The sequence below is a fragment of the Rhizobium sp. MHM7A genome, from assembly GCF_005862215.1.
In the GTDB taxonomy this organism is placed as follows: domain Bacteria; phylum Pseudomonadota; class Alphaproteobacteria; order Rhizobiales; family Rhizobiaceae; genus Rhizobium; species Rhizobium bangladeshense.
In genome coordinates, this window is sequence record NZ_VCHT01000016.1 from 104,656 (window position 1) to 129,010 (window position 24,355).

The window sequence follows — 24,355 nt, forward strand, 5'->3', positions numbered from 1 at the left end:
CCGTTCTGATAGCCAACACAGTCGTGCGAACGCCTATGCACTTAATGCACATCAGGATGCGGGTGCGGCCATTTCCGCTGTCCGCACGTGGAGGAGACGCTCCAAGTTCGGCGCAAGGATGAAATTCACGCCGACCGCTGGCGTGGTTGCCGGTCTTATAGATAATTTCCTAAAAACTTGCCATACCCGAGCACTGCCAAAACCAGACATTTTTTGAGCCTTCCGAAAGCCGCAACGAAGAAAGAACCGACGCATGCAACTCACCGCCGAAAATCTGGCTGCAAGACGCGGTGAGGATCTCATTTTCGTAAACGTTTCCTTCCACTTGACGGCAGGAGAAACGCTTGTCCTGACTGGCAAAAATGGATCGGGAAAATCCACTTTGCTGCGCGTTGCCGCCGGTCTTCTCAAGCCCGAAAAAGGGACTGTCATCTTCCGCGATGAAGAGAGCCCGCAAGGCCGGCATCCCGGCGAGGTCAGCCACTACCTCGGCCACCGAAATGCGATGAAGGATGAGCTCACGGTTGCGGAGAATTTGGAATTCTGGCAGTCCTTCCTTGGCCATCCTGCCGCCGCCGTCCTCCCTCTCGAAGACGCCGCCGAAGCAGTCGGCCTCTCGGGAATCACCCACGTTCCCTTCGGTTATCTCTCCGCCGGCCAGCAGCGTCGCTTCGCCTTCGCCAAGCTGCTCGTCGCCCACCGCCCCGTCTGGATCCTCGATGAACCCACGGCGGCATTGGACGCCAGCGCCGACCGGCTGTTTGCAGGATTGATCGAAACCCATCTTGCCAAGGGTGGAATCGTGCTCGCGGCGACGCATCAGCCTCTGGGATTGAAGAATGTGCATGAGATGAAGATGACGGGCTTTGCTGGCATGGATCAGAGGGTATGGGGATGATGCTTGTCGATGCCCCGTCCTGCGTACCTGCAGAGAGCCGCCCCGCATGACCGCCCTCTTCCTCCGCGACCTCAAACTCTCGATCCGCGCCGGCGGCGGCGCACTGATCGGCGTGCTGTTCTTCCTGACCGTCGTCGCCGTCATCCCCTTCGGCGTCGGGCCGGATCTCAAGCTGCTTTCACGCATCGGCCCCGCCATCGTCTGGATCGGCGCGTTGCTCGCCGCCCTTCTCGGTCTCGACCGCCTGTTCCAGGCCGAGCGTGATGACGGATCGCTCGATCTGATGCTGATGCAGGAAACGCCGCTCGTGCTCACCGTGCTGGTCAAATGCTTCGCCCACTGGACCGCCACCAGCCTGCCGCTGGTCATCGCCTCGCCGCTGCTCGGCCTCTTCATGAACATGAACGAGACGTCGATCGGCGCCACCATGCTGACGCTCTTCGTCGGATCGCCCGCGATCACCTTCATCGGCGCCGTCGGCGCTGCCGTCGCCGTCGCCCTGCCCCGCGGCGGCTTGCTGGTCTCGATCCTCGTGCTGCCGCTGACCATCCCCGTGCTGATCTTCGGCGTCAGCGCCACCTATGCCGCAGTCGAGGAGCCGGCGCCATTCCTGCCGCCCTTCCTCATATTGATCGCACTGACGCTCTTCTTCGCGGTCATCGGTCCGGCCGCCGCCGCCTTGGCGCTGCGAAACACGTCGGATTGAATGCCATTCGATTGCGGGAATGGCCGGATCAAGGTAAGGAAGCGGGCATGAGCCAAACCAGCCTTGCCATCAGCAAAATCAGCGATCTCGCCAACCCGACGCGGTTTCTGGCGCTGGCGGCCCGAGTCGTTCCCTGGATGGCCGGCATCACCGCCGTCTGTTTTGCGATCGGCCTTTATCTGAGCTTCGCCACCGAAGGCGATTACCAGCAGGGCGAGACGGTACGCATCATGTATATCCATGTGCCCTCGGCCTGGCTTTCGATGATGTGCTACACGATCATGAGCGTCTCGGCGATCGGTACGCTCGTCTGGCGCCACCCGTTGGCCGACGTCTCCGCCAAGGCAGCTGCTCCGCTCGGTGCAGCCTTTACGCTGCTCGCGCTCGTCACCGGTTCGCTCTGGGGCAAACCGATGTGGGGCACCTGGTGGGTCTGGGATGCGAGGCTCACCTCCGTCTTCATTCTCTTCCTGATGTACCTTGGCCTCATTGCGTTGAGCCGCGCCATCGATGACCCATCCAGAGCGGCGCGCGTCTCCGCCGTGCTCATCCTGGTCGGCTTCGTCAACATCCCGATCATAAAGTTCTCGGTCGACTGGTGGAACACGCTGCACCAGCCGGCAAGCGTGATGCGCCTCGACGGCCCTGCGATCGATCCGGAATTTCTGCGCCCGCTCCTCGTCATGGCCATCGCCTTCACGCTGCTCTTCTTCACGCTGCACATCATGGCAATGAGAAACGAGATCTGGCGCCGCCGCGTCGCCGCCCAGCGCCGTCTCGCCGCCCGCATGGCCAGCCGGGAGGAATAGGCCTTGACCCACGCCTTCTATGTCTATGCATCCTATGGCGCCGCCGCATTGGTGACGACCGCCATCATCCTGTGGACCTGGGCCGACGGCAGGGCGTGCCGCCGCGAGCTTGCAGCGCTCGAGGCCGCCGGTATCCGCCGCCGCTCGGCGCGGCCGAAGGACGGCGAATGACCGAGACACCCGAAACCAGAACTGCCAAGCCGCGCGGATTTGGCCGCTACGCGCTGGCGCTTCTGCCGCTGATCGTATTCGGCGGCATTGCCGCGACGGCTGCGAAGATGCTCTACGATCAGGATTTCCATGGCAAGAACATCGCCGAAATTCCTTCCGCCCTGATCGGCACCAAGGCGCCGTCGCTGAACCTTCCACCGCTCGAAGGCGCCAACCTGCCCCCGCTGACCGACGCCGCGATCGTCGGCAAGCTGACCCTCGTGAACGTCTTCGCCTCCTGGTGCATCCCCTGCCGTGACGAGCACCCTATCCTGAAGGAACTCGCGAAAGACGGCCGGCTGAACATCGTCGCCATCAATTACAAGGACAAGAACGAGAACGCGCTGCGCTTCCTTGGCGAACTCGGCAATCCCTATAAGGCGATCGGCGTCGATCCGAACGGCAAGGCGGCGATCGATTGGGGCGTCTACGGCATTCCGGAAAGCTATCTGGTCGGCCCCGACGGCACCATCCTATACAAGCGGGTCGGTCCCTTCGACGATATCAGCCTGAAGGAAGGGCTGTTTCCGGCGATGGAAAAGGCGCTGGGCAAGCAGGCGTCGTAGTTTTTTTGGAGAGCGGCTCCCGCAAACCGGAATTAACCCCCACCCTGCCATACCCTGATAGCCTCGACGGGCCAGATCAGCATCAGCACATTGAGCGTCAGGTTGTCGCGTATCACATAGCCGGTGAAAACCTCGAAGAAGATGGCGATCGCCACCGTCAGCGCGACCGGCGCGCGCCAGGCGAAGAAGAAGCCGAGGCACATGAAGACGGTGTCCATCGCCGAATTCAGGATGCTGTCGCCGTAATAATCGAGCGCGATCGTCGCCGTGCGGTAGCGGTCGATGATAAGAGGCGAATTTTCCAACAGTTCCCAGGCGGATTCGATGAACAGCGCCAGCAGCAGCCTTGCCGCAAGCGGCTTGCCGCGCAGGACCAGGTGAGCGAGCCCGTAGAACAGGAAGCCGTGGATGATGTGCGACGGCGTGTACCAGTCAGACAGATGCTGCGAATTGCCGCTGGTATTGACCCCGCCCTCCCACAGCTTGACATAGCCGCAGGCGCAGATCGGTACGCGGCCGATCAGATATTCGGCGACGACCTGGGCGACCAGGACCGCGAGGCAGGCGACGAACCAGAAGGTCTGATGTCTTGCTCGATATTCGGCGTCTGCTGCGCTCACGTCTCGCCGTCCGTTTCCAGATTGACGCTATGTTTCAGCACCAGCGGCATCTGCGCCAGCGTGAAGATGATGGTGATCGGCATCGTGCCCCAGACCTTGAAGGCGACCCAGGTATCGTTTGAAAAATTGCGCCAGACGACTTCGTTCAGCACGGCCAGAAACAGGAAGAAGACGCCCCAGCGGATGGTAAGCTTGCGCCACCCCGCGGCATCGAGCTGGAAGGCCGCATTGAATACATAGCCGAGCAGCGACCGGCCGAAGGCAAGCCCGCCGAGGAGCGCCACTCCGAAGAGCGTATTGACGATGGTCGGCTTCATCTTGATGAACGTCTCATTCTGCAGCCAGATCGACAGCGAGCCGAAGATGACCACGACGATGCCAGAGACAAAGGGCATGATCGGCAAATGGCCGAGCACGATCTTCGATACGGTCAGCGAAATGACCGTCGCCGCCATGAAAAGAGCGGTCGCGACGAACAGAGGACCGCCCAGCTCCGAAAGAGCAGGAAATCTCTCCACCAGCCACTGACCGCGAAGATTGGCAAAGAAGAAAATCATCAGCGGCCCGAGTTCCAGCGCCAGTTTCAGCATCGGATGATGGCGGTCGGCCGCGCTCGGGGTGATATCGCTTTCGGTAGTCATGCGCTCTTCAAACCTGCTATTGCTGAAAACCTGTTTCCCGACCGTCCCTTGCAGGCTTTCGGCGGCATATCTGTGGCATCATTGGGGAAGCCCGGCAATGGCGTGAGCAAAATCCTCGGCCTCGAACGGCTCCAAATCGTCCACACCCTCGCCGACGCCGATGAAATAGACCGGCAGCTTGTGCTTGGCAGAGATCGCGACGAGAATGCCGCCGCGCGCAGTGCCGTCGAGCTTGGTCATGATCAGCCCGTTGACGCCGGCGACATTGCGGAAGATCTCAACCTGGCTCAGCGCATTCTGTCCCGTCGTGGCATCCAGCGTCTGCAGCACGGTATGCGGCGCATCGGGATCGAGTTTGCCGAGCACGCGCACGATCTTCTCGAGTTCGGCCATCAGTTCGGCCTTGTTCTGCAGGCGACCGGCTGTATCGACGATCAGCACGTCGCATTTTTTCGCCTTGGCCTGTTCGAAGGCGTCATAGGCGAGGCCGGCGGCATCCGCGCCGAGCTTGGTGCCGATGAATTCGGAATTTGTCCGCTCGGCCCAGATCTTCAGCTGCTCGATCGCCGCCGCGCGGAATGTATCGCCGGCAGCCAGCATCACCTTCAGCCCGGCGCCCGAAAGTTTCGCCGCGAGCTTGCCGATTGTCGTCGTCTTGCCGGTGCCGTTGACGCCAACGACGAGGATGACGTGCGGCTTGTGCGAGAGGTCGAGCTGCAGCGGCTTGGCGACGGGCTTCAACACCTTGGCGATTTCGGATGCCATGATGCGGCTGACATCCTCGCCCGTCACATCCTTGCCGTAGCGTTCGGAAGCGAGCGTATCGGTGACGCGCATTGCCGTCTCGACGCCGAGATCGGCCTGGATCAGCAAGTCCTCGAGATCCTGCAACGTCTCGTCATCGAGTTTGCGCTTGGTGAAGAGCGCGGTGATCTGACCGGTGAGCTGCGAGGAGGTGCGCGCGAGACCGTTGCGCAGGCGCTGGAACCAGCTGAGCTTCGGTTGGGGGAGAACGGGTTCGGGTTCGGCAACCTTCGGGCCGGTGGCGAAGCCTTTGGGGAGGATGGGAGATTCAAGCTTCGGCTGTTCTGGGAGCGCATCGACGGGTTCGGCGGGTGTGATACCCCCCTCTGCCCTGCCGGTTATCTCCCCCACAAGGGGAGAGATCGGCTGAACGGAGATGTTTGGTATCTCATCGATCTCAGGCGAAATCTCCTCTGGAGGCGTTTCTGCGGCTTCCTCGACTTTTTCAGCCGAAATCGGCGCGTCAGGCTCCAAATGATCTCCCCCCTTGTTGGGGAAATGTCCCGGAGGGACAGAGGGGGGTGTTTCCCCAACGGTTTCGACAGGCGCCTGGATTTCGCCCTGCACCTCCGCTACCGCCTCAGCTTCCAGCAATGAAAGCGGCACGACACCCATGTCACCCAAATGATCGGCCGGCAGCAGAACTTCCGTTTCGGCCCCAACAGGCTCCTCGGCCCCGCCCTCGCCGACATCGGCGGCCGGCCCGCCTGCCGTATCCATCTCCTCGGGACGAACAGGGTCTTCCGCGATCGGTAGGTCTTCGTCGCGCGAGCGCGGTTCAAGTTCCCGCTCCACAGCCTCGGGCACGCGCTCTTCAGCCGGCTTGCCGAAGGTGAAGACCTTTTTGATGAAACTGAGCGCCATGGGGATTCCGTGAAAGTCAGGCCGCTGCGGCCGTCAATTGCATGTCGAGATGCTTGTCATTGTGGCCGGTGATCGTCGCCGGCACAAGCTCGCCGGGGCGAAGGCCGGGGGCTGCGACCAGCGTGAAATTCTCCGTATGCGCCAGGCCATTGTTTTCGACAAGCAGCCACTGCCGGGTTCCGACCATGCGATCGAGATGGGATTGGTGCAGCCTATGTCCAGTGGCGCGCAGCCGGGCGGCGCGATCCTTGACCAGCGACCGGTCGAGCTGCGGCATTCTGGCGGCCGGCGTGCCGGGACGCGGGCTGTAGGGGAAAACGTGCAGATGCGCGATGCCGGCCTCTTCGGCAAGCCGCACGGAATTGGCGAACATCTCTTCCGTTTCCGTCGGAAAACCGGCGATCATATCGGCGCCGAAGCTCATGTCCGGGCGGAGCCGCCGCGCGTCCTCTATGAACCGCAGCGCATCGGCGCGCGAATGCCGGCGCTTCATGCGCTTCAGGATCATGTCGTCGCCATGCTGCAGCGACAGATGCAGATGCGGCATGAAGCGGGGCTCGTCGGCAATGAGGTCCATCAGATGAGCGTCGGCCTCGATGCTGTCGATCGAGGAAAGCCTGAGACGGCGGATATGCGGAATCTGCTTCAGCAGCGTCTTCGCGAGAAGCCCGAGGGTCGGCGCGCCGGGCAAATCGCCGCCATAGCTGGTGGCATCGACTCCGGTCAGTACGATTTCGCGATAACCGCTGTCGACCAGCTTGCTGGCCTGATCGACGACTGCGCCCATCGGCACCGAGCGGGAATTACCGCGGCCATAGGGAATGATGCAGAAAGTGCAGCGATGGTCACAGCCGTTCTGCACCTGGATGAAGCCGCGTACATGGCCGTCGATATGCCTGACCATCTGCGGCGCCGTCGCCTTGACGCTCATGATATCGTTGACACGGAGCTTCTCTTCGGCCGAAACGCCGAAATCCGGCAGGCTGCGATATGAGGCGCTCGCAAGCTTTTCCTCGTTACCGAGCACCGCGTCGACCTCCGCCATGGCGGCGAAGGTCTCTTTTTCCGTCTGCGCGGCGCAGCCGGTGACGATGATCCGGGCATGCGGATTATCGCGCCGCGCCCGACGGATCGCCTGGCGTGCCTGGCGCACGGCCTCGCCGGTCACGGCACAGGTATTGACCAGGATGGCGTTGTTGAGCCCCGCCTTCTCGGCCTGCACCTTCATCACTTCGGATTCATATGTGTTGAGGCGGCAGCCGAAGGAAATGACCTCGATGCCGCTCACTGCGCCTCGACCTCTTGGGTTCCATCACGCGACCAGAGGCCTGTCGAGGGATCAAGCCGGCCCGACCATTCCCATTCGGCAGGACCCGTCATGATGACGTGATCGTCGCGCTCGCGCCATTCGATCGAAAGTGTCGCCGACGGCTTGGCGCTCGCCACGTTGATCGTCACCTTGCGGCCGGTACGGCCGGTACGCGCGGCGCTGACGGCGGCGGAACAGGCGGCCGAGCCGCAGGCAAGCGTCAACCCCGCGCCACGCTCCCAGGTGCGCGTCGTCAAGGATGTCGGCGACGTCACCTGCGCAAGCGTGATATTGGCGCGTTCGGGAAACATCGGGTGATTTTCGAGCAGCGGCCCGAAGCGGGCGAGATCATAGGACATCACGTCCTTGTCCACCCAAAAGATCGCATGCGGATTGCCCATCGACATCGCGGAAGGCGAATGCAGGACGGGGTTGTCGATCGGGCCAATCTGCAGTTCGATACGGCTGGTGTCGTGGAATTCCTCCGCCAGCGGGATCCGGTTCCATTCGAAGACCGGCTTGCCCATATCGACGGAGATCGTCCCGTCGTCGTGCTCGACGGCATAGAGAATGCCGGCGACCGTCTGGAAGGTGAAAGCCTTCCGGCCGGTCTCAGCAGCGAGCGCCTGCACGACGCAACGCGTGCCGTTGCCGCAGGCCTGCGCCTTCGAACCGTCGGAATTCAAGATATCGATGAAGGCATCGGTACCTTCGGCCTTCGGATCATGGATTGCCATGATCTGATCGAACTCGGTCTGCGGATCGGCATTGAGCGCCACCGCCGCTGCGGGCGTCACCTTGTCAGGCCGGCCGCGCATGTCGACGACCAGGATCTTGTTGCCAAGCCCGTTCATCCTTGCGAATTCGACCGTTGCACTCATATTGTCATTCCGTCCGCCTTTTCCGCTGTATATGGCGGAAATGCGAGGGAATTACCAGTGGGTGAGTGCCGCGGGGGCATTGCGGCCGACTGAGCCTTCGGAGCAGTCCGGATTCTACCGCTGCCTGCCGTCGGATTCGAACGACGCCGCATGCGCCTCGACGATAGCGGCGGTGATGACCTTCCTCAGCTCGTAGACCAGCGAGCGGGACCGTTTTCGATCCAGGTCCTGTGCCGCCTTTGCAAGACTAAGGCCTTCGTTCAGAACAATATGATGGGCTCGTGCCAGTGCCCAACTTTCAATATCGGGATTCATCATCGATATCTCCGCCGGATCATCCGGCATCAAGGATATTCACGAATCATTTTACAGATGCACTTAAGTAGAAAATAGAATCATAAGCGGAATATTTTGCAACTGCCTTGTATTGTGGATTGTGACTGCGAGCAGAAGTTTTAACGTTCGCGGCCGCCCGCCACATGGGCCTCTGACATCCGGCCACGCGCCTGTTCCGCGTATTCACCTTGACTTTCCCGTCGCTTTCCTGTTTATCGCGCCCAATCCGCGACGAGCCGCATGACTCCGAGCCGCCGACCGGGACTTCGAGATCCCGGAGGTCAACACCCGACAGCGCGATGCGCCCTCGGGTGCTTTTTGGCTTTGCGTCTTGTTTTCGTCACGGAAAAGCACGACGTTTCCGGGCATATCGAACCCGCCCGAAACGTATCAAGGAAGAACCGATGTTTGAAAACCTCCAGGACCGTCTTGGATCCATTCTGAATGGACTGACAGGCCGTGGCGCGCTTTCGGAAGCCGATGTTTCCGCAGCGCTGCGCGAGGTTCGCCGCGCGTTGCTGGAGGCCGATGTCGCGCTCGATGTCGTCCGCTCCTTCACCGACCGCGTGCGTGAAAAAGCCGTCGGCGCCGAGATCCTGAAGTCGATCAAGCCTGGTCAGATGGTCGTCAAGATCGTGCATGACGAACTGGTTGAGATGCTGGGCGGCGACGGTGTAGGCATCGATCTGCATGCGCCGGCCCCTGTCGTGGTCATGATGGTCGGCCTGCAGGGCTCGGGCAAGACGACGACGACCGCCAAGATCGCCAATCGCCTGTCGACGCGCGATAAGAAGAAGGTGCTGATGGCGTCGCTCGATACGCGTCGTCCGGCAGCCCAGGAACAGCTTCGCCAGCTCGGCGCGCAGACCAATATCGACACGCTGCCGATCATTGCAGGCCAGTCGCCGACCGATATCGCCGCCCGCGCCGTGCAGGCGGCCAAGCTCGGCGGCCATGACGTCGTCATTCTCGACACCGCAGGCCGCACTCATATCGACGAGCCCTTGATGGTCGAGATGGCCGACATCAAGAAGCGCTCAATCCCACACGAAATCCTGCTGGTCGCCGATAGCCTCACCGGCCAGGACGCCGTCAACCTCGCCCGCAATTTCGACGAACGCGTCGGCATCACCGGCCTTGTACTAACCCGTATGGACGGCGATGGCCGCGGCGGTGCTGCCCTTTCGATGCGCGCCGTCACCGGCAAGCCGATCAAGCTGATCGGCGTCGGCGAGAAGATGAGCGAGCTCGAGGAGTTCCATCCCCGCCGCATCGCCGACCGCATCCTCGGCATGGGCGACATCGTCTCGCTCGTGGAGCGTGCCGCCGAGAATATCGATGCCGAGAAGGCGGCCGCCATGGCCGCCAAGATGGCCAAGGGCAAATTCGACCTCAACGACCTCGCCGACCAGCTGCGCCAGATGCAGAAGATGGGTGGCATGGGCGGTATCATGGGCATGATGCCCGGCATGGCCGGCATGAAGGACAAGATGGCCGCCGCCGGTCTCGACGACAAGCTTTTCGGCCGCCAGATCGCCATTATCCAGTCGATGACCAAGGCCGAGCGCGCCAATCCCGACCTGCTCAAGCATTCGCGCAAGAAGCGCATCGCCGCCGGCTCCGGGACCGATGCAGCCGCCATCAACAAGCTTCTGAAGATGCACCGCCAGATGGCTGATATGATGAAGATGATGGGCGGCAAGGGCAAAGGCGGCATGATGAAGCAGATGATGAGCGGCCTTGCCGGCAAGATGGGGCTTGGCGGCGGCATGCCCGACCTCTCGAATATCGACCCGAAGCAGTTAGAAGCCCTGCAGAAGCAGGCGGAAGCGGCGGGGCTTGGAAAGCCGGGTGCGGGCATGCCCGGTCTCGGCGGACTGCCGGGTGGTTTGCCTGGCCTCGGCGGCGCCAAGCTGCCGGGCCTTGGCGGTGGTTTCCCGGGATTGCCCGGCTTGCCGAAGAAGAAGTGAAAGGATCGCTTGCCCCATGATTGATCCAGACGTCAAAGCCCAACTCGCGAGCTATCGTCAGTCGATCGACAATATCGATGCCGCTCTCGTGCACATGCTGGCCGAACGCTTCCGCTGCACGAAAGAGGTCGGCCTGCTGAAGGCCAAATATAATCTGCCGCCGGCCGATCCGGCGCGCGAAGAATACCAGATCGAACGCCTTCGCCAGCTGGCGAAGACCGCCAATCTGGATCCGGATTTCGCCGAGAAGTTCCTGAACTTCGTCATCAAGGAAGTCATCCGGCATCATGAGCAGATCGCTGCGGATCACGCTGAACAGAGCGCCGCAGCCCGATAACCCTACCGCCCTACGAAGCGGTCAAGAAAAGCCTAAGGAGTAAAGAACATGGCACTGAAAATTCGTCTCGCCCGCGGTGGCTCCAAGAAGCGTCCGTACTACCACGTCGTGCTCGCCGACGCGCGCAGCCCGCGTGACGGCCGCTTCCTCGAAAACCTCGGCTCCTGGAACCCGATGCTCGCCAAGGACGATGAGAAGCGCGTTCAGCTGAACGCCGAGCGCATCAAGCACTGGATCGACAATGGCGCCCAGCCGACCGACCGCGTTCTGCGCTTCCTCGATGAAGCCGGCGTTGCCAAGCGCGAAGCCAAGAACAACCCGATCAAGGCTAAGCCCGGCAAGCGCGCCCAGGAACGCGCCGCCGAAAAGGCTCAAAAGGCCGCTGACGCCGCTGCAGCTGCTGCCGACGCTGCGGAATAATCGGGACCTCTCCTTATCGAGCGGGCGGCATGGCGACATGCCGCCCGTTTTCGTTTCCAATCGCCCGCACTTCGTTTATGAGAAGCTGTCTTCCGGCTTCACATGAAGGAACCCATGACAAAGCTTGAAAACCCGGTTTTGATGGCAACGATCGGTGGCGCTCAGGGCCTCAGGGGCGAGGTGCGCGCCAAGGCCTACACGGCCGATCCGACGGCGATCGGCGATTACGGCCATCTGCACAGCATGGACGGACGCAGCTTCGAAATTCTCGAAATCCGCGAGATGAAGAACGTCGTCGTCGTCCGTTTCCGCGGCATCAACGACCGCAACGCCGCCGAAGCGCTGAACGGGCTTGAACTCTATATCGAGCGAGACAACCTGCCGGACGATGAGCTCGAGGAAGACGAATTCTATTATGCCGATCTCGAAGGGCTCGAAGCGCTTGATGACAAGGGCGTCAGCTACGGCACGGTCACCGGCATCTTCGATTTCGGCGCCGGCGATCTCCTGGAGCTCAAGGGCCCGGGCAAGCGGCCGGTTCTCATTCCCTTCTCGGAAGCCTCTGTGCTGGAAATCGATCTTGAAGCCGGCACGCTGCTGATCGATCCGCTGGCGGCGGGACTGGTCGACGACCCCGAGCTTTCGCCGTTCACCGCGGGCAAGCCAAAAAAGAAGAAGTAATGGCTTTTCGCGCGCGCGTACTGACACTTTATCCGGAAATGTTTCCGGGGCATCTTGGTTTCTCGCTCGCCGGCAAGGCGATGGAGCGCGGGCAATGGTCGCTGGATCCGGTACAGATCCGCGACTTCGCCACCGATAGACACCGCACCGTCGATGACACGCCGGCCGGCGGCGGCGCCGGCATGGTGCTTAAGGCTGACGTTCTGGCGCGCGCGATCGACAGTGCCGGTGAAGATGACCTCCGCCCGCGCCTGCTGATGAGCCCGCGCGGCCGGCCGCTGACGCAGCAGCGCGTGCGCGAGCTTGCGGCGGGTGACGGCGTCATCATCGTCTGCGGCCGTTTCGAGGGCGTCGACCAGCGGGTAATCGAGGCGCGTAGACTGGAAGAAGTCTCGATCGGCGACTATGTGCTGTCGGGCGGCGAGCCAGCGGCGCTGGTCCTGCTCGATGCGATCATCCGCATCCTGCCGGGCGTCATGGGCAATGACCTCTCCGGCCTGCACGAAAGCTTCGAAGGCGGGCTGCTGGAACATCCCCATTATACCCGCCCGCAGGAGTGGGAGGGCCGCGAAATTCCTTCGGTTCTCACCTCGGGCAACCACGGCGCGATCGAGAAATGGCGGCGCGAGCAGGCAGTTCGACTGACGGAGGAGCGGCGGCCGGATCTGCTCGAAATGGCGAAGCGCGATAAAAACGGCTGATTCCGCCGGCCATTTCACAAAAATGTCGTGCGAGGGATGACAAGCGCCGGCCTTTCGTGTATTGGCGCACGCGGAAATGGGGTTAACCCCGTCTGCCAGCAAACAAAGAATGGCGAATCCGCTCCCGCCCGCAAGGGCAAAATCCTGAGGTTACCCAAGGGATCAGTGTCGAGCGCTCTGGCTGTTTCAGAAGAACCAAAGGTTAAGACGATGAACATCATCCAGCAGCTCGAGGCCGAACAGGCCGCCAAGATCGAAGCCAAGCGCACGCTTCCCGAATTCTCCCCGGGCGACACCGTCCGCGTCAACGTCAAGGTCACGGAAGGCAACCGTACCCGCGTTCAGGCCTATGAAGGCGTCTGCATCGCCCGCTCCGGAGGCGGCCTGCAGGAAAACTTCACGGTCCGCAAGATCTCCTACGGTGAAGGCGTCGAGCGCGTATTCCCGGTCTACTCGCCGCTGATCGAAAGCGTCGACGTCGTTCGCCGCGGTAAGGTCCGCCGCGCCAAGCTCTATTACCTCCGCGACCGTCGCGGCAAGTCCGCCCGTATCGTTGAAGACACCGGCGTTCGCGCCCGCAAGCTCAACGACGCCGAGCGCGCTGCTGTCGCCGAGGAAAAGGCCCGTATCGAAGCTGAGAAGGTTGCAGCAGCCCAGGCGCTCGCCGCCGAGAAGGCAGCAGCCGAGGCTGCTGAAGCAGCCGCTGCAGCCGAGGCCGAGAAGGCAGCAGAATAATATCTGCGCAAAATTCTGTTTCTGGAAAGGCGGTCTTCGGATCGCCTTTTCTGTTTTTTGCGCGCCCGTGCAGATGACGGCCTTGCCACAGGCCTATTTTCCGTGACAATTTTCGCGTTCAATTTGGAGCGTTCAATGCTGTTTCGTCGTACCGTCCTTGCGGGCCTCGCCGCCCTTTCTCTTCTGCCGTTCGCCGCATCGGCCGCCGAACTGCCGGACCTCGGCGGCAAGAGCGTCGTCGTCGTCACCGAGAATGCCTATCCGCCGCTGCAGTTCGTCGATCCGAAATCAGGGAAGGCGATCGGCTGGGAGTATGATGCGATGAATGAGATCGCCAAGCGGCTGAATTTCAAGGTCGAGTACCAGAACACCAGCTGGGACGCGATGATCCAGGCGGTTTCCGACGGCCAGTACAACATCGGCATGACCGGCATCACCATCAAGGACGACCGCAAGCAGAAGGTCGACTTCTCCGATCCCTATATGCGCTCGCAGCAATTCATGCTGGTGCGCGGCGATGAGAAACGCTTCACCGACGCCAAGTCCTTCGGTGATTTCAAGGATGGCCTGATCGGCGCCCAGCCGGGCACTTCGCCTTTCTACACCGCCGTCTATGAAATCCTCGACGGCAACGAGCAGAACCCGCGCATCAAACTTTTCGAAACCTTCGGCGCAACCGTGCAAGCCTTGAAGACAGGCGACGTCGATCTCGTCCTCACCGACAGCGTCGCTGCAAAGGGTTATGTCGATTCCTCGAACGGCGGACTGAAGGTGGTCGGCGAACCGCTCGGCACCGAGGATTTCGGTTTCATCTTCCCGAAAGGCTCCGATCTCGTCGCTCCCGTCAATGCCGCCATCGCCGCGCTGAAGGCTGACGGAACGTTCGATGCGCTGAACAAGAAGTGGTTTCTCGACTACAAGATGGGCGAATAGTCCCTCGAGCGATCGCAGATGGCGCCACAACCATCCCCGCGACAGGAGAAGGACGACCGTCCCTGGTGGCTGGCCGTCCTTATCCTGATCGGCATCGTTCTCGCCGTCGTCATCATCACCAACGACATTTACACCCAGGTCTTCCGCACCGTGGTGAATGGCGTCGGCGTCACCGTATTTGTGACGCTCGTCGCTTTTGCGCTGGCTACGGTGCTTGGTCTCGGCATCGCGCTGCTCGGCCTGGCGGACAGCGTCGTGCTGCGCCAGATCGCCCGCTTCTACATCGAGATCATCCGCGGAATCCCAATCCTGGTGCTGCTTTTCTACGTCGCCTTCGTCGGCGCGCCGGGATTTGTCGCGGCCTATAACGCGATCATCACACCTTTGGTGAAGGCCGGCGTCGCCGAACCGATCCTGGTGCGCGACCTCTCGTTGATGTGGCGGGCCATCATCGCGCTGATGATCGGCTATTCCTCCTTCATTGCCGAGATCTTCCGCGCCGGTTTTCAGTCGGTCGATATCGGCCAGATCGAGGCAGCAAAGTCGCTCGGCTTGTCGCGCTACCGCCGCTTCCGGCTCGTTGTCTTCCCGCAGGCGATCCGGGTCATCTTGCCGCCGCTCTCCAACGATTTCGTCTCGATGGTGAAGGACTCCTCCCTCGTCTCCGTGCTCGGCGTGGCCGATATCACTCAGATGGGCAAGGTCTATGCGTCCGGCTCCTTCCGCTTTTTCGAGACCTATTCGATTGTCACCTATATCTACCTGATCCTGACAATCGGCCTATCGCTGGCGCTGCGGCGGATCGAGAAGAAGATGAAGCAGATGCCGCGGCGATAGAGCTTCATGATTCGAATTGCCGTTTCCATCAAAAATCGCTATATCCAGCGCCATGGAATCCAAGTTCAGATGCACTGGCGCGCATATTTTCGTGCTGCAGGATCATTATCGCCTGCCGGCGCGGTTCTTCGCATGCGTTTCCGGTGCGCTCAACAGCCGACTTCGTTGATCGAATGACGGCCGGCGGTGCCTGATCCGCTTTTTTCCGATTTTCAAAAGCTTCCAAAAACGGACTTACCGCAATGAGCGCACCGCGTACCCTCTACGACAAGATTTGGGACGACCATCTGGTCGATGAACAGGCAGACGGCACCTGTCTTCTCTACATCGACCGTCACCTGGTCCATGAAGTCACCTCGCCGCAGGCTTTCGAAGGCCTGCGCATGTCCGGCCGCAAGGTTCGCGCCCCGGAGAAGACGCTTGCCGTCGTCGATCACAACGTTCCCACTTCGGCCGACCGCCATCTCGGCATCAAGAACGAGGAAAGCCGCATCCAGGTCGAGCAGCTCGCCAAGAATGCCGCCGAGTTCAATGTCGAATATTATTCCGAGAACGATAAACGCCAGGGCATCGTCCACATCATCGGGCCGGAACAGGGCTTCACCCTGCCGGGCATGACGATCGTTTGCGGCGATAGCCATACCTCCACGCACGGCGCCTTCGGATCTCTCGCCCACGGCATCGGCACGTCCGAGGTCGAGCACGTTCTCGCCACCCAGACGCTGATTCAGAAAAAGGCGAAGAACATGCTGGTGCAGGTCGACGGCCAGCTGCCGGCGGGCGTCACCGCCAAGGATATCGTTCTTGCCATCATCGGCGAGATTGGCACTGCAGGCGGCACTGGCTACGTCATCGAATATGCCGGCGAAGCGATCCGTGCGCTTTCGATGGAAGGCCGCATGACGATCTGCAACATGTCGATCGAAGGCGGCGCCCGCGCCGGCCTCATCGCCCCTGACGAAACCACCTTCGAATATATCAAGGGCAAGCCGCGCGCACCGAAGGGCGAAGCACTCGAACAGGCGATCGCCTATTGGAAGACGCTGAAATCAGACGAAGGCGCTCATTTCGACCGCGTCGTCAAACTGAACGCCGCCGAATTGCCGCCGATCGTTTCTTGGGGCTCCTCGCCGGAGGACGTCGTCTCCGTTCAGGGCACCGTGCCGAACCCGGACGAAATCCAGGACGAAACGAAGCGTGCCTCCAAGTGGCGGGCGCTTGATTATATGGGCCTGAAGCCGGGCACGAAAATGACCGACATCGTCGTCGACCGCGTCTTCATCGGCTCGTGCACCAACGGCCGCATCGAAGACCTGCGTGCCGCTGCCAAGGTCGTCGAGGGCAAGACGGTCGCCGCGACCGTCAATGCGATGATCGTCCCGGGCTCCGGCCTCGTCAAGGAACAGGCTGAAGCCGAAGGCCTCGACAAGATCTTCAAGGCCGCCGGTTTTGACTGGCGCGAGCCCGGCTGCTCCATGTGCCTTGCCATGAACGACGACCGCCTGAAACCGGGCGAGCGTTGCGCCTCCACGTCGAACCGCAATTTCGAAGGTCGTCAGGGCTTCAAGGGCCGCACGCATCTCGTCTCGCCGGCCATGGCCGCCGCCGCCGCGATTGCCGGGCACTTCGTCGATATCCGCGAATGGAACTGATCCGTCCGGCGGAATGAAGGATGAAGCCGCCCGACGCGTCTCTGCGCATCGGGCGGCTTTTATATCGAGCGTGACCGGCGATCAGAAAGCCGCCGTCATCGGATCCGGCCCCATGCGGGCGCCGGCATTGTCAAGCTTGGCGATCGCCGCCATGTCGTCGGCATCGAGCTTGAAGTCGAACACCTGGAAGTTCTCCTCGATTCGCGACGGCGTGACCGATTTCGGGATCACGACGAGGCCGGTATCGATATGCCAGCGGATGATGACCTGGGCCGGCGTCTTGCCATGCTTCCTGGCGATCTCGCCGATGGCAGGGTTCGAGATGAATTTGCCCTGGCCGAGCGGGCTCCAGGATTCGGTGGCGATGTTCAGTTTCTTGTGAGCCTCCTGCGCCGCCCTCTGCTGAAAGTCGGGGTGCAGTTCGATCTGGTTGATGACCGGAACGACGCCGGTCTCACCGATGATGCGCTCGAGATGTTCCGGATAGAAATTCGACACGCCGATCGAGCGGGCGCGGCCCTCTTCGCGGATGCGCACGAAAGCCTTCCAGGTCTCGGTGTAGAGACCGCGATGCGGCGACGGCCAGTGAATGAGATAGAGATCGACATAGTCCGAACCAAGCTTCTTGAGGCTGCCGTCGAAGGCGCGCAAAGTATTGTCGTAACCCTGATCGGTGTTCCTGAGCTTGGTGGTGACGAATATATCTTTGCGGTCGAGGCCGGACGAGCGGATGCCTTCGCCGACGCCCTCTTCATTGTCGTAACCCGAAGCCGTATCGATATGCCGATAGCCGGCGGCGATGGCAGTGCGTACCGTCGGGGCGGCAATCTCCTGCGGCGTTTGCCAGACGCCGAGACCAACCTGGGGAATGGAATGTCCGTCATGGAAAGTGATGATGGGTTGAGCGGTCACAATATATCTCCGGGAGTTTGAAGAATTGGACGAGGCATGGATTGCGTCCGCACCTGCGGACGTCCCGGATCGCATTTCAGCCGGAGCGTCCGGTCACCGAGACCATATAGGTGGCAGCGGCTTGAAGACAATCAGAGGACCCGGACAATCGTTCCCTTTCGAAGGTGAGGCAGAAGGCGGCGCATATCGCTGAGGCTTACGGCCACGCAGCCGGCCGTCGGCTCGTAGCCGGGTCTGATAAGATGGAAGAAGATCGCCGAACCTCGATCGCGCGCCCGCGAGGAAATGTTCCAGTCCATAACCAGGCAGATATCGTAGACGCCGTCTCCGCGCCGCATTTCCTCATGGCTTGCGGCGAAGGGCGCCCGGACGAGGCGGTTGTAGTTGGCATCGCCGGGCTGGTCGCACCAGAGCATGTCCGCGCGGATACGCCGGATGGGAAGCGAGGTGATGAGTTGACCGTTCCGTTCACCGCGCCGGAAACCGGATATCAACCGCATCGCCGCGATCGGCGTGGCGCCATCGCCCTCGCGTTTAAGGATGGTACGCCCCGAACGGCCGATCGCGGCCGGGACGGTGATTGCGCCGAACCGGACGATCGCGCGGCTCTTCCGCCCTGGAGCGGGGCGCACCACGATCGTCGATGGCCGCATGCCCCGGCTCCGCCTTGCTTTTTCCATCTTTCTCGCATGTCTTGCATTGCCTGAGGTCATAATTGAAATCATATGAAAACCTGCCCGGCAACAGCCCGCCAGCCGATCCTTGGCCAAAGCTGCAATTTGGCGTAGGACTAGGGGAATTAACTTTGAGGACGCAACGGCATGACCGCACGCACCATTCTTCTGGTGGATGACGACGAGGACCTTCGTCAGACCCTGACGGAGCAATTGTCGCTATATGAGGAGTTCACGGTTCTGCAGGAAGCGAACGCCGGCAAAGGTGTTGCGACCGCCCGTTCGACGCCGGTCGACCTCTTGATCATGGATGTCGGCCTGCCAGATATGGACGGCCGCGAGGCGGTGAAGCTCCTGCGCAAGGGCGGCTTCAAAGCGCCGATCATCATGCTGACCGGCCACGATACCGATTCGGACACGATCCTCGGCCTCGAAGCCGGCGCCAACGACTACGTCACCAAGCCCTTCCGTTTCGCCGTGCTGCTCGCGCGCATCCGCGTACAACTGCGCCAGCATGAGCAGAGCGAGGACGCGACCTTCACCGTCGGCCCCTATCTCTTCAAGCCGAGCCAGAAGCTGCTGACCACCGACAATGGCCAGAAGATCCGCCTGACGGAAAAGGAAGCAGCGATCATCCGCTATCTCTACCGCGCCGAACAGAAGGTCGTCACCCGTGACGTGCTTCTTGAAGAGGTCTGGGGCTATAATTCGGGTGTAACGACGCACACGCTGGAAACCCATGTCTACCGGCTGCGCCAGAAGATCGAGCGCGATCCCTCCAACGCCGAAATTCTGGTCACGGAAAACGGCGGCTACAAGATCATACCCTAGAGCATTTCCGCTTTTCTTCGGATCACGGAATGTCTTTCTCTTTGTTTTCACGCAATTTCGGATGCAAGGCCCTATGCACTTTTGCTGGAACTGCTCTAAGGCGAAAAAGCCCTGATGGCGCTGACTGACGACATTCATCTGCTCTCGCGACTTCCGTTGTTCAAGGACATGAGCGAGGACCAGTTGCGGCTGATCGCCTTCGGCGCCGACCGGCGCATGATCGCCGCCGGCCAAATGCTGTTCCGCCAAGGCTCGCCGGCCGAGAGCGCCTATGTCGTCCTGAGCGGCAGCCTGGAACTCAGCACGACGAGCAGCGACGGCATGCAGCGGACCGAGGCAGTCGCCGGGCCGGGAACACTGATTTCCGAGCTGGCGCTGGTCACCTTGGTGGAGCGCAAGTTCACAGCGATTGCGCGCGAGGACACGAGCATCATCCGCATCACCCGCGCCCTCTTCCATCGGCTGCTCGAGGAATATCCGGACGCAGCACGGCTGATCGAGAATCGCATCCGCGACAATCTCGCCGAACTTGCGGCAAAGGCCGCAAGCCAATTTCACCGCTTCAGCTGATTGCCGTCAGAAGTCGAAATGCGCCGTTACCGGCACATGGTCCGACGGCCGGTCCCAACCGCGTGCCTCCTTCAGGACCTCGATCCGCTGGAGATGCGGCCCCAGATCGGATGAGGACCAGATGTGGTCGAGGCGCCGGCCGCGATCGGCCGCCTCCCAGTCCTTAGCGCGGTAGCTCCACCAGGTATAGAGCTTTTCGCTAGCCGGCACATGATGACGCATGAGATCGAGCCAGCCGCCGCGTTGCATCACCTCGAGCAGCCCGTCGGTTTCGACGGGCGTATGGCTGACGATCTTCAGCAGTTGCTTGTGCGACCAGACGTCTTGCTCCAGCGGCGCGATGTTGAGGTCACCAACCAGGATGGCGGACGTATTGGCCTCGCCATTCGCCTTCAGCTGCTTCATCTCCTCGATGAAATCGAGTTTGTGGCCGAATTTCGGATTGATGGTACGATCGGGCTCATCGCCGCCGGCTGGGACGTAGAAATTATGCAGCCGGATGCGGCGATTGCCCCGCTCGAACACTGCCGATATGTGGCGGGCATCGCCCACGCCGCAATAATCCTGCCGGTGATCCTCCGTCAGTGGAATGCGCGAGGCGATCGCCACCCCGTGATAGCCCTTTTGGCCGTGGATGATGATGTGGTCGTAGCCCATCGCCCGCAGGGGTGCCGCGGGAAAGAGCTCATTCGGCACCTTGGTTTCCTGCAGGCACAGGATGTCAGGCCTGTGCTTGAGAACGAGCTGTTCGACGATCGGCATTCGCAGCCGCACCGAGTTGATGTTCCAGGTGGTAATCGAAAAGCCCATGCCATGCCCTCTCGCGTCCAATCCCGCATGCCAGCCGACCCACGGAACTGCAGCTCGACGCGACGCGCTTTCATGAAAGGGCTTTAGAACAATGGCGGACGTGAGGGAACCGGCCGCTTGCGAAAGCGGCCGAAGATCAACCGAAAATGCTTCAGTCGCGTGAAGCTGCCGTGCCCGGAATGCTCTCGTAAGGCACACGGAAGACCCGGTCGTCGAACTTCACGCCTGTCTTGACGTTGAAGATCATCACCGACGTGTCCTTGCCCTGGTTGTCGGTGATCGTCCACTGACGCAGGTCGTAGGTCTTCGGATCGAACATCATGGTGATGGTCGAGTTTCCGAACACCGTATTGTTGCCGAGCGCGATCGTCGTCAGGTCCGACTCCTCCTTCACGCCCTTCACCATGCCGGCCGAAAGGTCGATACGCTGCGCCAAGAGCAGGCTGAGCGGGGTTTTGGAGAGTGGATAGAGATCCCAGGTCTTGAGCTTCATATTGCCGATGGCGACGTTTTTGCCGTCGGCGATCACCCGCATCGGCGACGGATCGTCATAGTTGAAACGCAGCTTGCCCGGGCGCTGGATGAAGAACTTGCCGCCGGTCTGTTCGCCGCGCGGACCGAACTGGACGAATTCGCCTTGCATCGTCGTGACGCCGGAGAAATGATCAGCGATTGCCTGCGCCGTGCCGGAGGCGGGCGCTGCCGCCTGCGCGATGGCGCTGAAGGGGACGGTGCTGGCGATCGCAGCGCCGGCGAAAGCGCCGAGAAGATCGCGGCGCGTCATCGCCAGGCCGGCGAGCAAGGAATCGGAGTTACGCATCTAAATCTCCTTTATGCGATCTGCATGCCGCTGAAAGGCGGCGTCTTCAAGGCGCTGCGATCGGCGCGAAAAGCAACGGCGTTAATGCCGCCGCGTTTTCGCCAAGCGGCTATATCAGAAATATATGGCGCTTCTCTCAGCGGTCGAGGATGTCGCCCTCGGTCGGAACGAGGATTTCTCGTTTGCCGGCATGGTTGGCGGGCCCGATGATGCCTTCCTTCTCCATACGCTCGATCAGCGAGGCGGCGCGATTATAGCCGATACCAAGCCGGCGTTGGACGTAAGAGGTCGAAGCCTTGCCGTCGCGCAGCACGATGGCGACGGCTTGATCATAGGGATCTTCCGAATCCGAAAGGTTCGACGTGCCGGCCGGCCCGCCGCCATAATCGCCCTCCTCGTCGTCATCGGCGGTGATCGCATCGAGATATTGCGGCGAGCCCTGCGTCTTCAGGTAGGAGACGATCTCTTCCACCTCGACATCCGAGACGAAGGGACCGTGGACGCGTTGGATACGCCCGCCGCCGGCCATGTAGAGCATGTCGCCCATGCCGAGCAGCTGTTCGGCGCCCTGTTCCCCGAGAATGGTGCGGCTGTCGATCTTCGAGGTGACCTGGAAGGAGATGCGGGTCGGGAAGTTCGCCTTGATCGTGCCGGTGATGACGTCGACCGACGGACGCTGGGTCGCCATGATCACATGGATGCCCGCCGCACGCGCCATCTGCGCCAGGCGTTGAACCGCGCCTTCGATGTCCTTGCCGGCGACCATCATCAGATCGGCCATCTCGTCGATGATGACGACAATATAGGGCATCGGCTTGAGATCGAATTCCTCGGTCTCATACATGGCCTCGCCGGTGTGGCGGTCGAAGCCGGTCTGCACCGTGCGGGGGATAACCTCGCCCTTCGACAGCGCCTGTTCGACGCGGGGATTGAAGCCGTCGATGTTGCGCACGCCGATCTTCGACATCTTCTTGTAGCGCTCTTCCATCTCGCGGACGGTCCATTTGAGCGCGACGACGGCCTTCTTCGGATCGGTGACGACGGGCGAAAGCAGATGCGGAATCCCGTCGTAGACGGAAAGTTCGAGCATCTTCGGGTCGATCATGATCAGCCGGCACTGTTCCGGCGTCATGCGATAGAGCAGCGATAGGATCATCGTGTTGATGGCGACGGATTTGCCCGAGCCGGTGGTGCCGGCGACGAGCAGGTGCGGCATCTTCGCGAGGTCGGCGATGACGGCTTCGCCGCCGATCGTCTTGCCGAGCGCCATGGCAAGCTTGGCCTTGCTGGCGTCGAAATCCCGGGAGGCGATCAATTCGCGGAGATAGACGGTCTCGCGCGTCTGGTTCGGCAGTTCGATACCGATGGCATTGCGGCCCGGCACGACGGCAACGCGAGCGGCGATGGCGCTCATCGAGCGAGCGATATCGTCGGCAAGGCCGATGACGCGCGACGACTTGATCCCGGGCGCCGGCTCCAGTTCGTATAGCGTGACGACGGGGCCCGGACGGACATGAATGATCTCGCCCTTGACGCCGAAATCTTCCAGCACACCCTCGAGCATCCGGGCATTCTGCTCCAGCGCATCGGCCGACAGTGTCGAATCGCGCACCACGTTCCTGGGCTCGGCAAGCAAATGCATCGACGGAAGCTGGAAGCCCTCGGGACGAATGAACGAGCCCTGCGCCTCCCGCTCGACACGCACGCCGGGCTTCGGGCGCGTGATCGCAGGGACGACACGAGGCTCCGGCTTGGCGGCGGCTTTCGCCGGCGCGCGGATCATCCAGTCGTCGTCATCGTCGTCGTCGGGCAGGATGTCGGCCGGACGCGGCGGCATGTCGGCATCGAAGGGCGGATCGTCGTCCATATCCTCGTCGTCGATGGAAACCGACGGCGTGGCGGCGACGCGCCGCGGCGAAGCCGCCCGCGGCTCCATCGATGGCTCCAGGCGCTCCCCGCGGACGGCGGGCGCTTTGGCGCGGACCGGTTCGTTCAGCGTGCCGAACTCATCGTCGTTGAAATCATAAGGCGACTCGAAATCGCCCTGGCGCCGCTTGCGCGGTCCCATGCCGAAGAGCCGCCGCAGCCGGCCCTGGCTCATGTACCAGGCATGCGTCATGGCGCCGCTGAAAGCGACCCAGCGTGACGCGTCCTCTTCCTCGTCCTCGTCTCCGACGACTCGAGCCTTGCTCGTTGTCTCGACGTAGTCGTCCTCGAGTTCGTCATCATCCTCGCTGCGGCCGACGAGGCCTGATGCAAAGAGCATCATCCAGGCGGTCGGCACGGCAAAGATGCAGCCGACCACCATGGCGAAAGTGCCGGTGGGATAAGCGCCGACGAAGAGTGCGGGGAAGCGCAGGATCATATCGCCGATCACGCCGCCGATACCGTTCGGGATCGGCCAGGTAAGCGGTGGCGGGAAACAGCCTATGACGGCGGAGGAAAGCACCGAGCCGGCAAGCCAGGCGCCGATGCGGGCGGGGATGCGGTCGAAGCGACGGCCGGAGATCATCGTCAGCGCCCAGGCCACGATCGGCAGCATCGACACGACGCTGGCAAGCCCCAGGAACTGCATCACGATGTCGGCAAAGGCGGCGCCGCTATAGCCGAGGATATTCGTCGGCAGGTTGGCGGTGGCGTAGGAATAGCTCGGATCCGCGACGTTCCATGTCGCCAGCGCCGCAACGCAGAACGCCAGTAGCAGAAAGATCGCAAAGCCGATGAGTGCCTGGATCTGCCGCAGCATGAATGCCGAGAAGGAGAACCGATCCGGACGGCCATCCATTGCCGGCGACGTGCTTCTTGCCATGTGTCTAACCCGTCCAATG

At 61.6% G+C, this 24,355-nt stretch carries 27 protein-coding genes; 16 read left to right on the forward strand and 11 right to left on the reverse strand.

The features are described 5' to 3' along the window. Window positions 1–253 precede the first annotated feature (253 nt). From ccmA to FFR93_RS33700, 5 genes are read left to right on the forward strand one after another with little or no spacing between them, the layout of a single operon-like run. Complete coding sequence (gene ccmA, locus FFR93_RS33680; RefSeq protein WP_138396371.1) at window positions 254–898, forward strand: heme ABC exporter ATP-binding protein CcmA; 645 nt, start codon at window positions 254–256, stop codon at window positions 896–898. A gap of 46 nt (window positions 899–944) precedes the next feature. Then, a complete protein-coding gene (gene ccmB, locus FFR93_RS33685) occupies window positions 945–1,604 on the forward strand; it encodes a heme exporter protein CcmB (protein ID WP_138396372.1) in 660 nt (219 codons plus the stop codon). 47 nt (window positions 1,605–1,651) lie between these two features. Then, a complete protein-coding gene (locus FFR93_RS33690; protein WP_064708017.1) occupies window positions 1,652–2,413 on the forward strand; it encodes a heme ABC transporter permease in 762 nt (253 codons plus the stop codon). Window positions 2,414–2,416: 3 nt separating this feature from the next. Beyond that, window positions 2,417–2,584, forward strand: coding sequence for a heme exporter protein CcmD (gene ccmD / locus FFR93_RS33695; protein ID WP_138396373.1), 168 nt, complete (start codon window positions 2,417–2,419; stop codon window positions 2,582–2,584). Further along, window positions 2,581–3,189, forward strand: coding sequence for a DsbE family thiol:disulfide interchange protein (locus FFR93_RS33700; protein WP_064708019.1), 609 nt, complete (start codon window positions 2,581–2,583; stop codon window positions 3,187–3,189). Before ccmD ends, FFR93_RS33700 begins: the two co-directional genes overlap by 4 nt. A 32-nt stretch (window positions 3,190–3,221) precedes the next feature. Here FFR93_RS33700 and FFR93_RS33705 read toward each other — a convergent pair whose 3' ends face one another. The 6 genes from FFR93_RS33705 to FFR93_RS33730 form a co-directional block, all read right to left on the reverse strand. After that, window positions 3,222–3,809, reverse strand: coding sequence for a DUF2585 domain-containing protein (locus tag FFR93_RS33705; protein WP_138396374.1), 588 nt, complete (start codon window positions 3,807–3,809; stop codon window positions 3,222–3,224). Beyond that, window positions 3,806–4,450 carry a septation protein A gene (locus tag FFR93_RS33710; protein ID WP_138396375.1) on the reverse strand — a complete coding sequence of 215 codons (645 nt, stop codon included), beginning with the start codon at window positions 4,448–4,450 and terminating at the stop codon, window positions 3,806–3,808. The genes FFR93_RS33705 and FFR93_RS33710 overlap by 4 nt, the downstream gene beginning before the upstream one ends. 78 nt (window positions 4,451–4,528) lie before the next feature. Continuing rightward, complete coding sequence (ftsY, locus tag FFR93_RS33715; RefSeq protein WP_138396376.1) at window positions 4,529–6,118, reverse strand: signal recognition particle-docking protein FtsY; 1,590 nt, start codon at window positions 6,116–6,118, stop codon at window positions 4,529–4,531. A gap of 16 nt (window positions 6,119–6,134) precedes the next feature. Then, entirely contained in the window at window positions 6,135–7,406 is a 1,272-nt protein-coding gene (mtaB, locus tag FFR93_RS33720) for a tRNA (N(6)-L-threonylcarbamoyladenosine(37)-C(2))-methylthiotransferase MtaB (RefSeq protein ID WP_138396377.1), read from the reverse strand. Beyond that, entirely contained in the window at window positions 7,403–8,308 is a 906-nt protein-coding gene (dapF, locus tag FFR93_RS33725; protein ID WP_138396378.1) for a diaminopimelate epimerase, read from the reverse strand. Before dapF ends, mtaB begins: the two co-directional genes overlap by 4 nt. 114 nt (window positions 8,309–8,422) lie before the next feature. After that, window positions 8,423–8,626 (reverse strand): hypothetical protein, encoded by a 204-nt coding sequence (locus FFR93_RS33730; protein WP_064708224.1) that lies wholly within the window; start codon window positions 8,624–8,626, stop codon window positions 8,423–8,425. A gap of 422 nt (window positions 8,627–9,048) precedes the next feature. Here FFR93_RS33730 and ffh point away from each other — a divergent pair, with 422 nt between their 5' ends. From ffh to leuC, 9 genes are all read left to right on the forward strand, one after another. Beyond that, the gene (gene ffh, locus FFR93_RS33740) at window positions 9,049–10,614 is read left to right on the forward strand and encodes a signal recognition particle protein (protein ID WP_138396379.1); all 1,566 of its coding nucleotides are present in this window, start codon (window positions 9,049–9,051) and stop codon (window positions 10,612–10,614) included. Window positions 10,615–10,630: 16 nt separating this feature from the next. Continuing rightward, a complete protein-coding gene (locus tag FFR93_RS33745; RefSeq protein WP_138396380.1) occupies window positions 10,631–10,951 on the forward strand; it encodes a chorismate mutase in 321 nt (106 codons plus the stop codon). 48 nt (window positions 10,952–10,999) lie between these two features. Next, window positions 11,000–11,371, forward strand: a complete 372-nt coding sequence (gene rpsP / locus FFR93_RS33750; RefSeq protein ID WP_064708026.1) for a 30S ribosomal protein S16 — start codon at window positions 11,000–11,002, stop codon at window positions 11,369–11,371. A 114-nt stretch (window positions 11,372–11,485) separates the two neighbouring features. Next, window positions 11,486–12,052 (forward strand): ribosome maturation factor RimM, encoded by a 567-nt coding sequence (gene rimM / locus FFR93_RS33755; RefSeq protein ID WP_064708225.1) that lies wholly within the window; start codon window positions 11,486–11,488, stop codon window positions 12,050–12,052. After that, window positions 12,052–12,753 (forward strand): tRNA (guanosine(37)-N1)-methyltransferase TrmD, encoded by a 702-nt coding sequence (trmD, locus tag FFR93_RS33760; protein WP_138396381.1) that lies wholly within the window; start codon window positions 12,052–12,054, stop codon window positions 12,751–12,753. Before rimM ends, trmD begins: the two co-directional genes overlap by 1 nt. Window positions 12,754–12,963: 210 nt before the next feature. Further along, entirely contained in the window at window positions 12,964–13,488 is a 525-nt protein-coding gene (gene rplS / locus FFR93_RS33765) for a 50S ribosomal protein L19 (protein ID WP_138396382.1), read from the forward strand. A gap of 135 nt (window positions 13,489–13,623) precedes the next feature. After that, window positions 13,624–14,421: a basic amino acid ABC transporter substrate-binding protein gene (locus FFR93_RS33770; protein WP_064712587.1), complete on the forward strand. Its 798-nt coding sequence runs from the start codon at window positions 13,624–13,626 to the stop codon at window positions 14,419–14,421. Window positions 14,422–14,439: 18 nt separating this feature from the next. Then, entirely contained in the window at window positions 14,440–15,258 is an 819-nt protein-coding gene (locus FFR93_RS33775) for an amino acid ABC transporter permease (protein WP_064712531.1), read from the forward strand. 242 nt (window positions 15,259–15,500) lie between these two features. After that, on the forward strand, window positions 15,501–16,910 hold the full coding sequence (leuC, locus tag FFR93_RS33785) for a 3-isopropylmalate dehydratase large subunit (protein WP_138396383.1): 1,410 nt from the start codon (window positions 15,501–15,503) through the stop codon (window positions 16,908–16,910). Window positions 16,911–16,991: 81 nt separating this feature from the next. On the opposite strand, the gene FFR93_RS33790 is transcribed toward leuC, so the two are convergent. Further along, the gene (locus FFR93_RS33790) at window positions 16,992–17,822 is read right to left on the reverse strand and encodes an aldo/keto reductase (protein ID WP_064708031.1); all 831 of its coding nucleotides are present in this window, start codon (window positions 17,820–17,822) and stop codon (window positions 16,992–16,994) included. A gap of 131 nt (window positions 17,823–17,953) precedes the next feature. Then, window positions 17,954–18,475, reverse strand: coding sequence for a L,D-transpeptidase family protein (locus FFR93_RS33795; protein WP_138396384.1), 522 nt, complete (start codon window positions 18,473–18,475; stop codon window positions 17,954–17,956). A 168-nt stretch (window positions 18,476–18,643) separates the two neighbouring features. Between FFR93_RS33795 and FFR93_RS33800 the strand changes: the two genes are divergently transcribed. Further along, a complete protein-coding gene (locus tag FFR93_RS33800) occupies window positions 18,644–19,327 on the forward strand; it encodes a response regulator transcription factor (RefSeq protein WP_011427159.1) in 684 nt (227 codons plus the stop codon). A 114-nt stretch (window positions 19,328–19,441) separates the two neighbouring features. After that, window positions 19,442–19,897 (forward strand): cyclic nucleotide-binding domain-containing protein, encoded by a 456-nt coding sequence (locus FFR93_RS33805; protein ID WP_138396385.1) that lies wholly within the window; start codon window positions 19,442–19,444, stop codon window positions 19,895–19,897. A gap of 6 nt (window positions 19,898–19,903) precedes the next feature. Here FFR93_RS33805 and FFR93_RS33810 read toward each other — a convergent pair whose 3' ends face one another. The 3 genes from FFR93_RS33810 to FFR93_RS33820 all read right to left on the reverse strand — a co-directional run bounded on the left by FFR93_RS33810 (window position 19,904) and on the right by FFR93_RS33820 (window position 24,336). Further along, entirely contained in the window at window positions 19,904–20,707 is an 804-nt protein-coding gene (locus FFR93_RS33810; RefSeq protein WP_064708033.1) for an exodeoxyribonuclease III, read from the reverse strand. A gap of 151 nt (window positions 20,708–20,858) precedes the next feature. Continuing rightward, window positions 20,859–21,527, reverse strand: a complete 669-nt coding sequence (locus tag FFR93_RS33815; RefSeq protein WP_064712526.1) for an outer membrane lipoprotein carrier protein LolA — start codon at window positions 21,525–21,527, stop codon at window positions 20,859–20,861. A gap of 136 nt (window positions 21,528–21,663) precedes the next feature. Further along, a complete protein-coding gene (locus FFR93_RS33820) occupies window positions 21,664–24,336 on the reverse strand; it encodes a DNA translocase FtsK (RefSeq protein ID WP_138396386.1) in 2,673 nt (890 codons plus the stop codon). Window positions 24,337–24,355 lie beyond the last annotated feature (19 nt).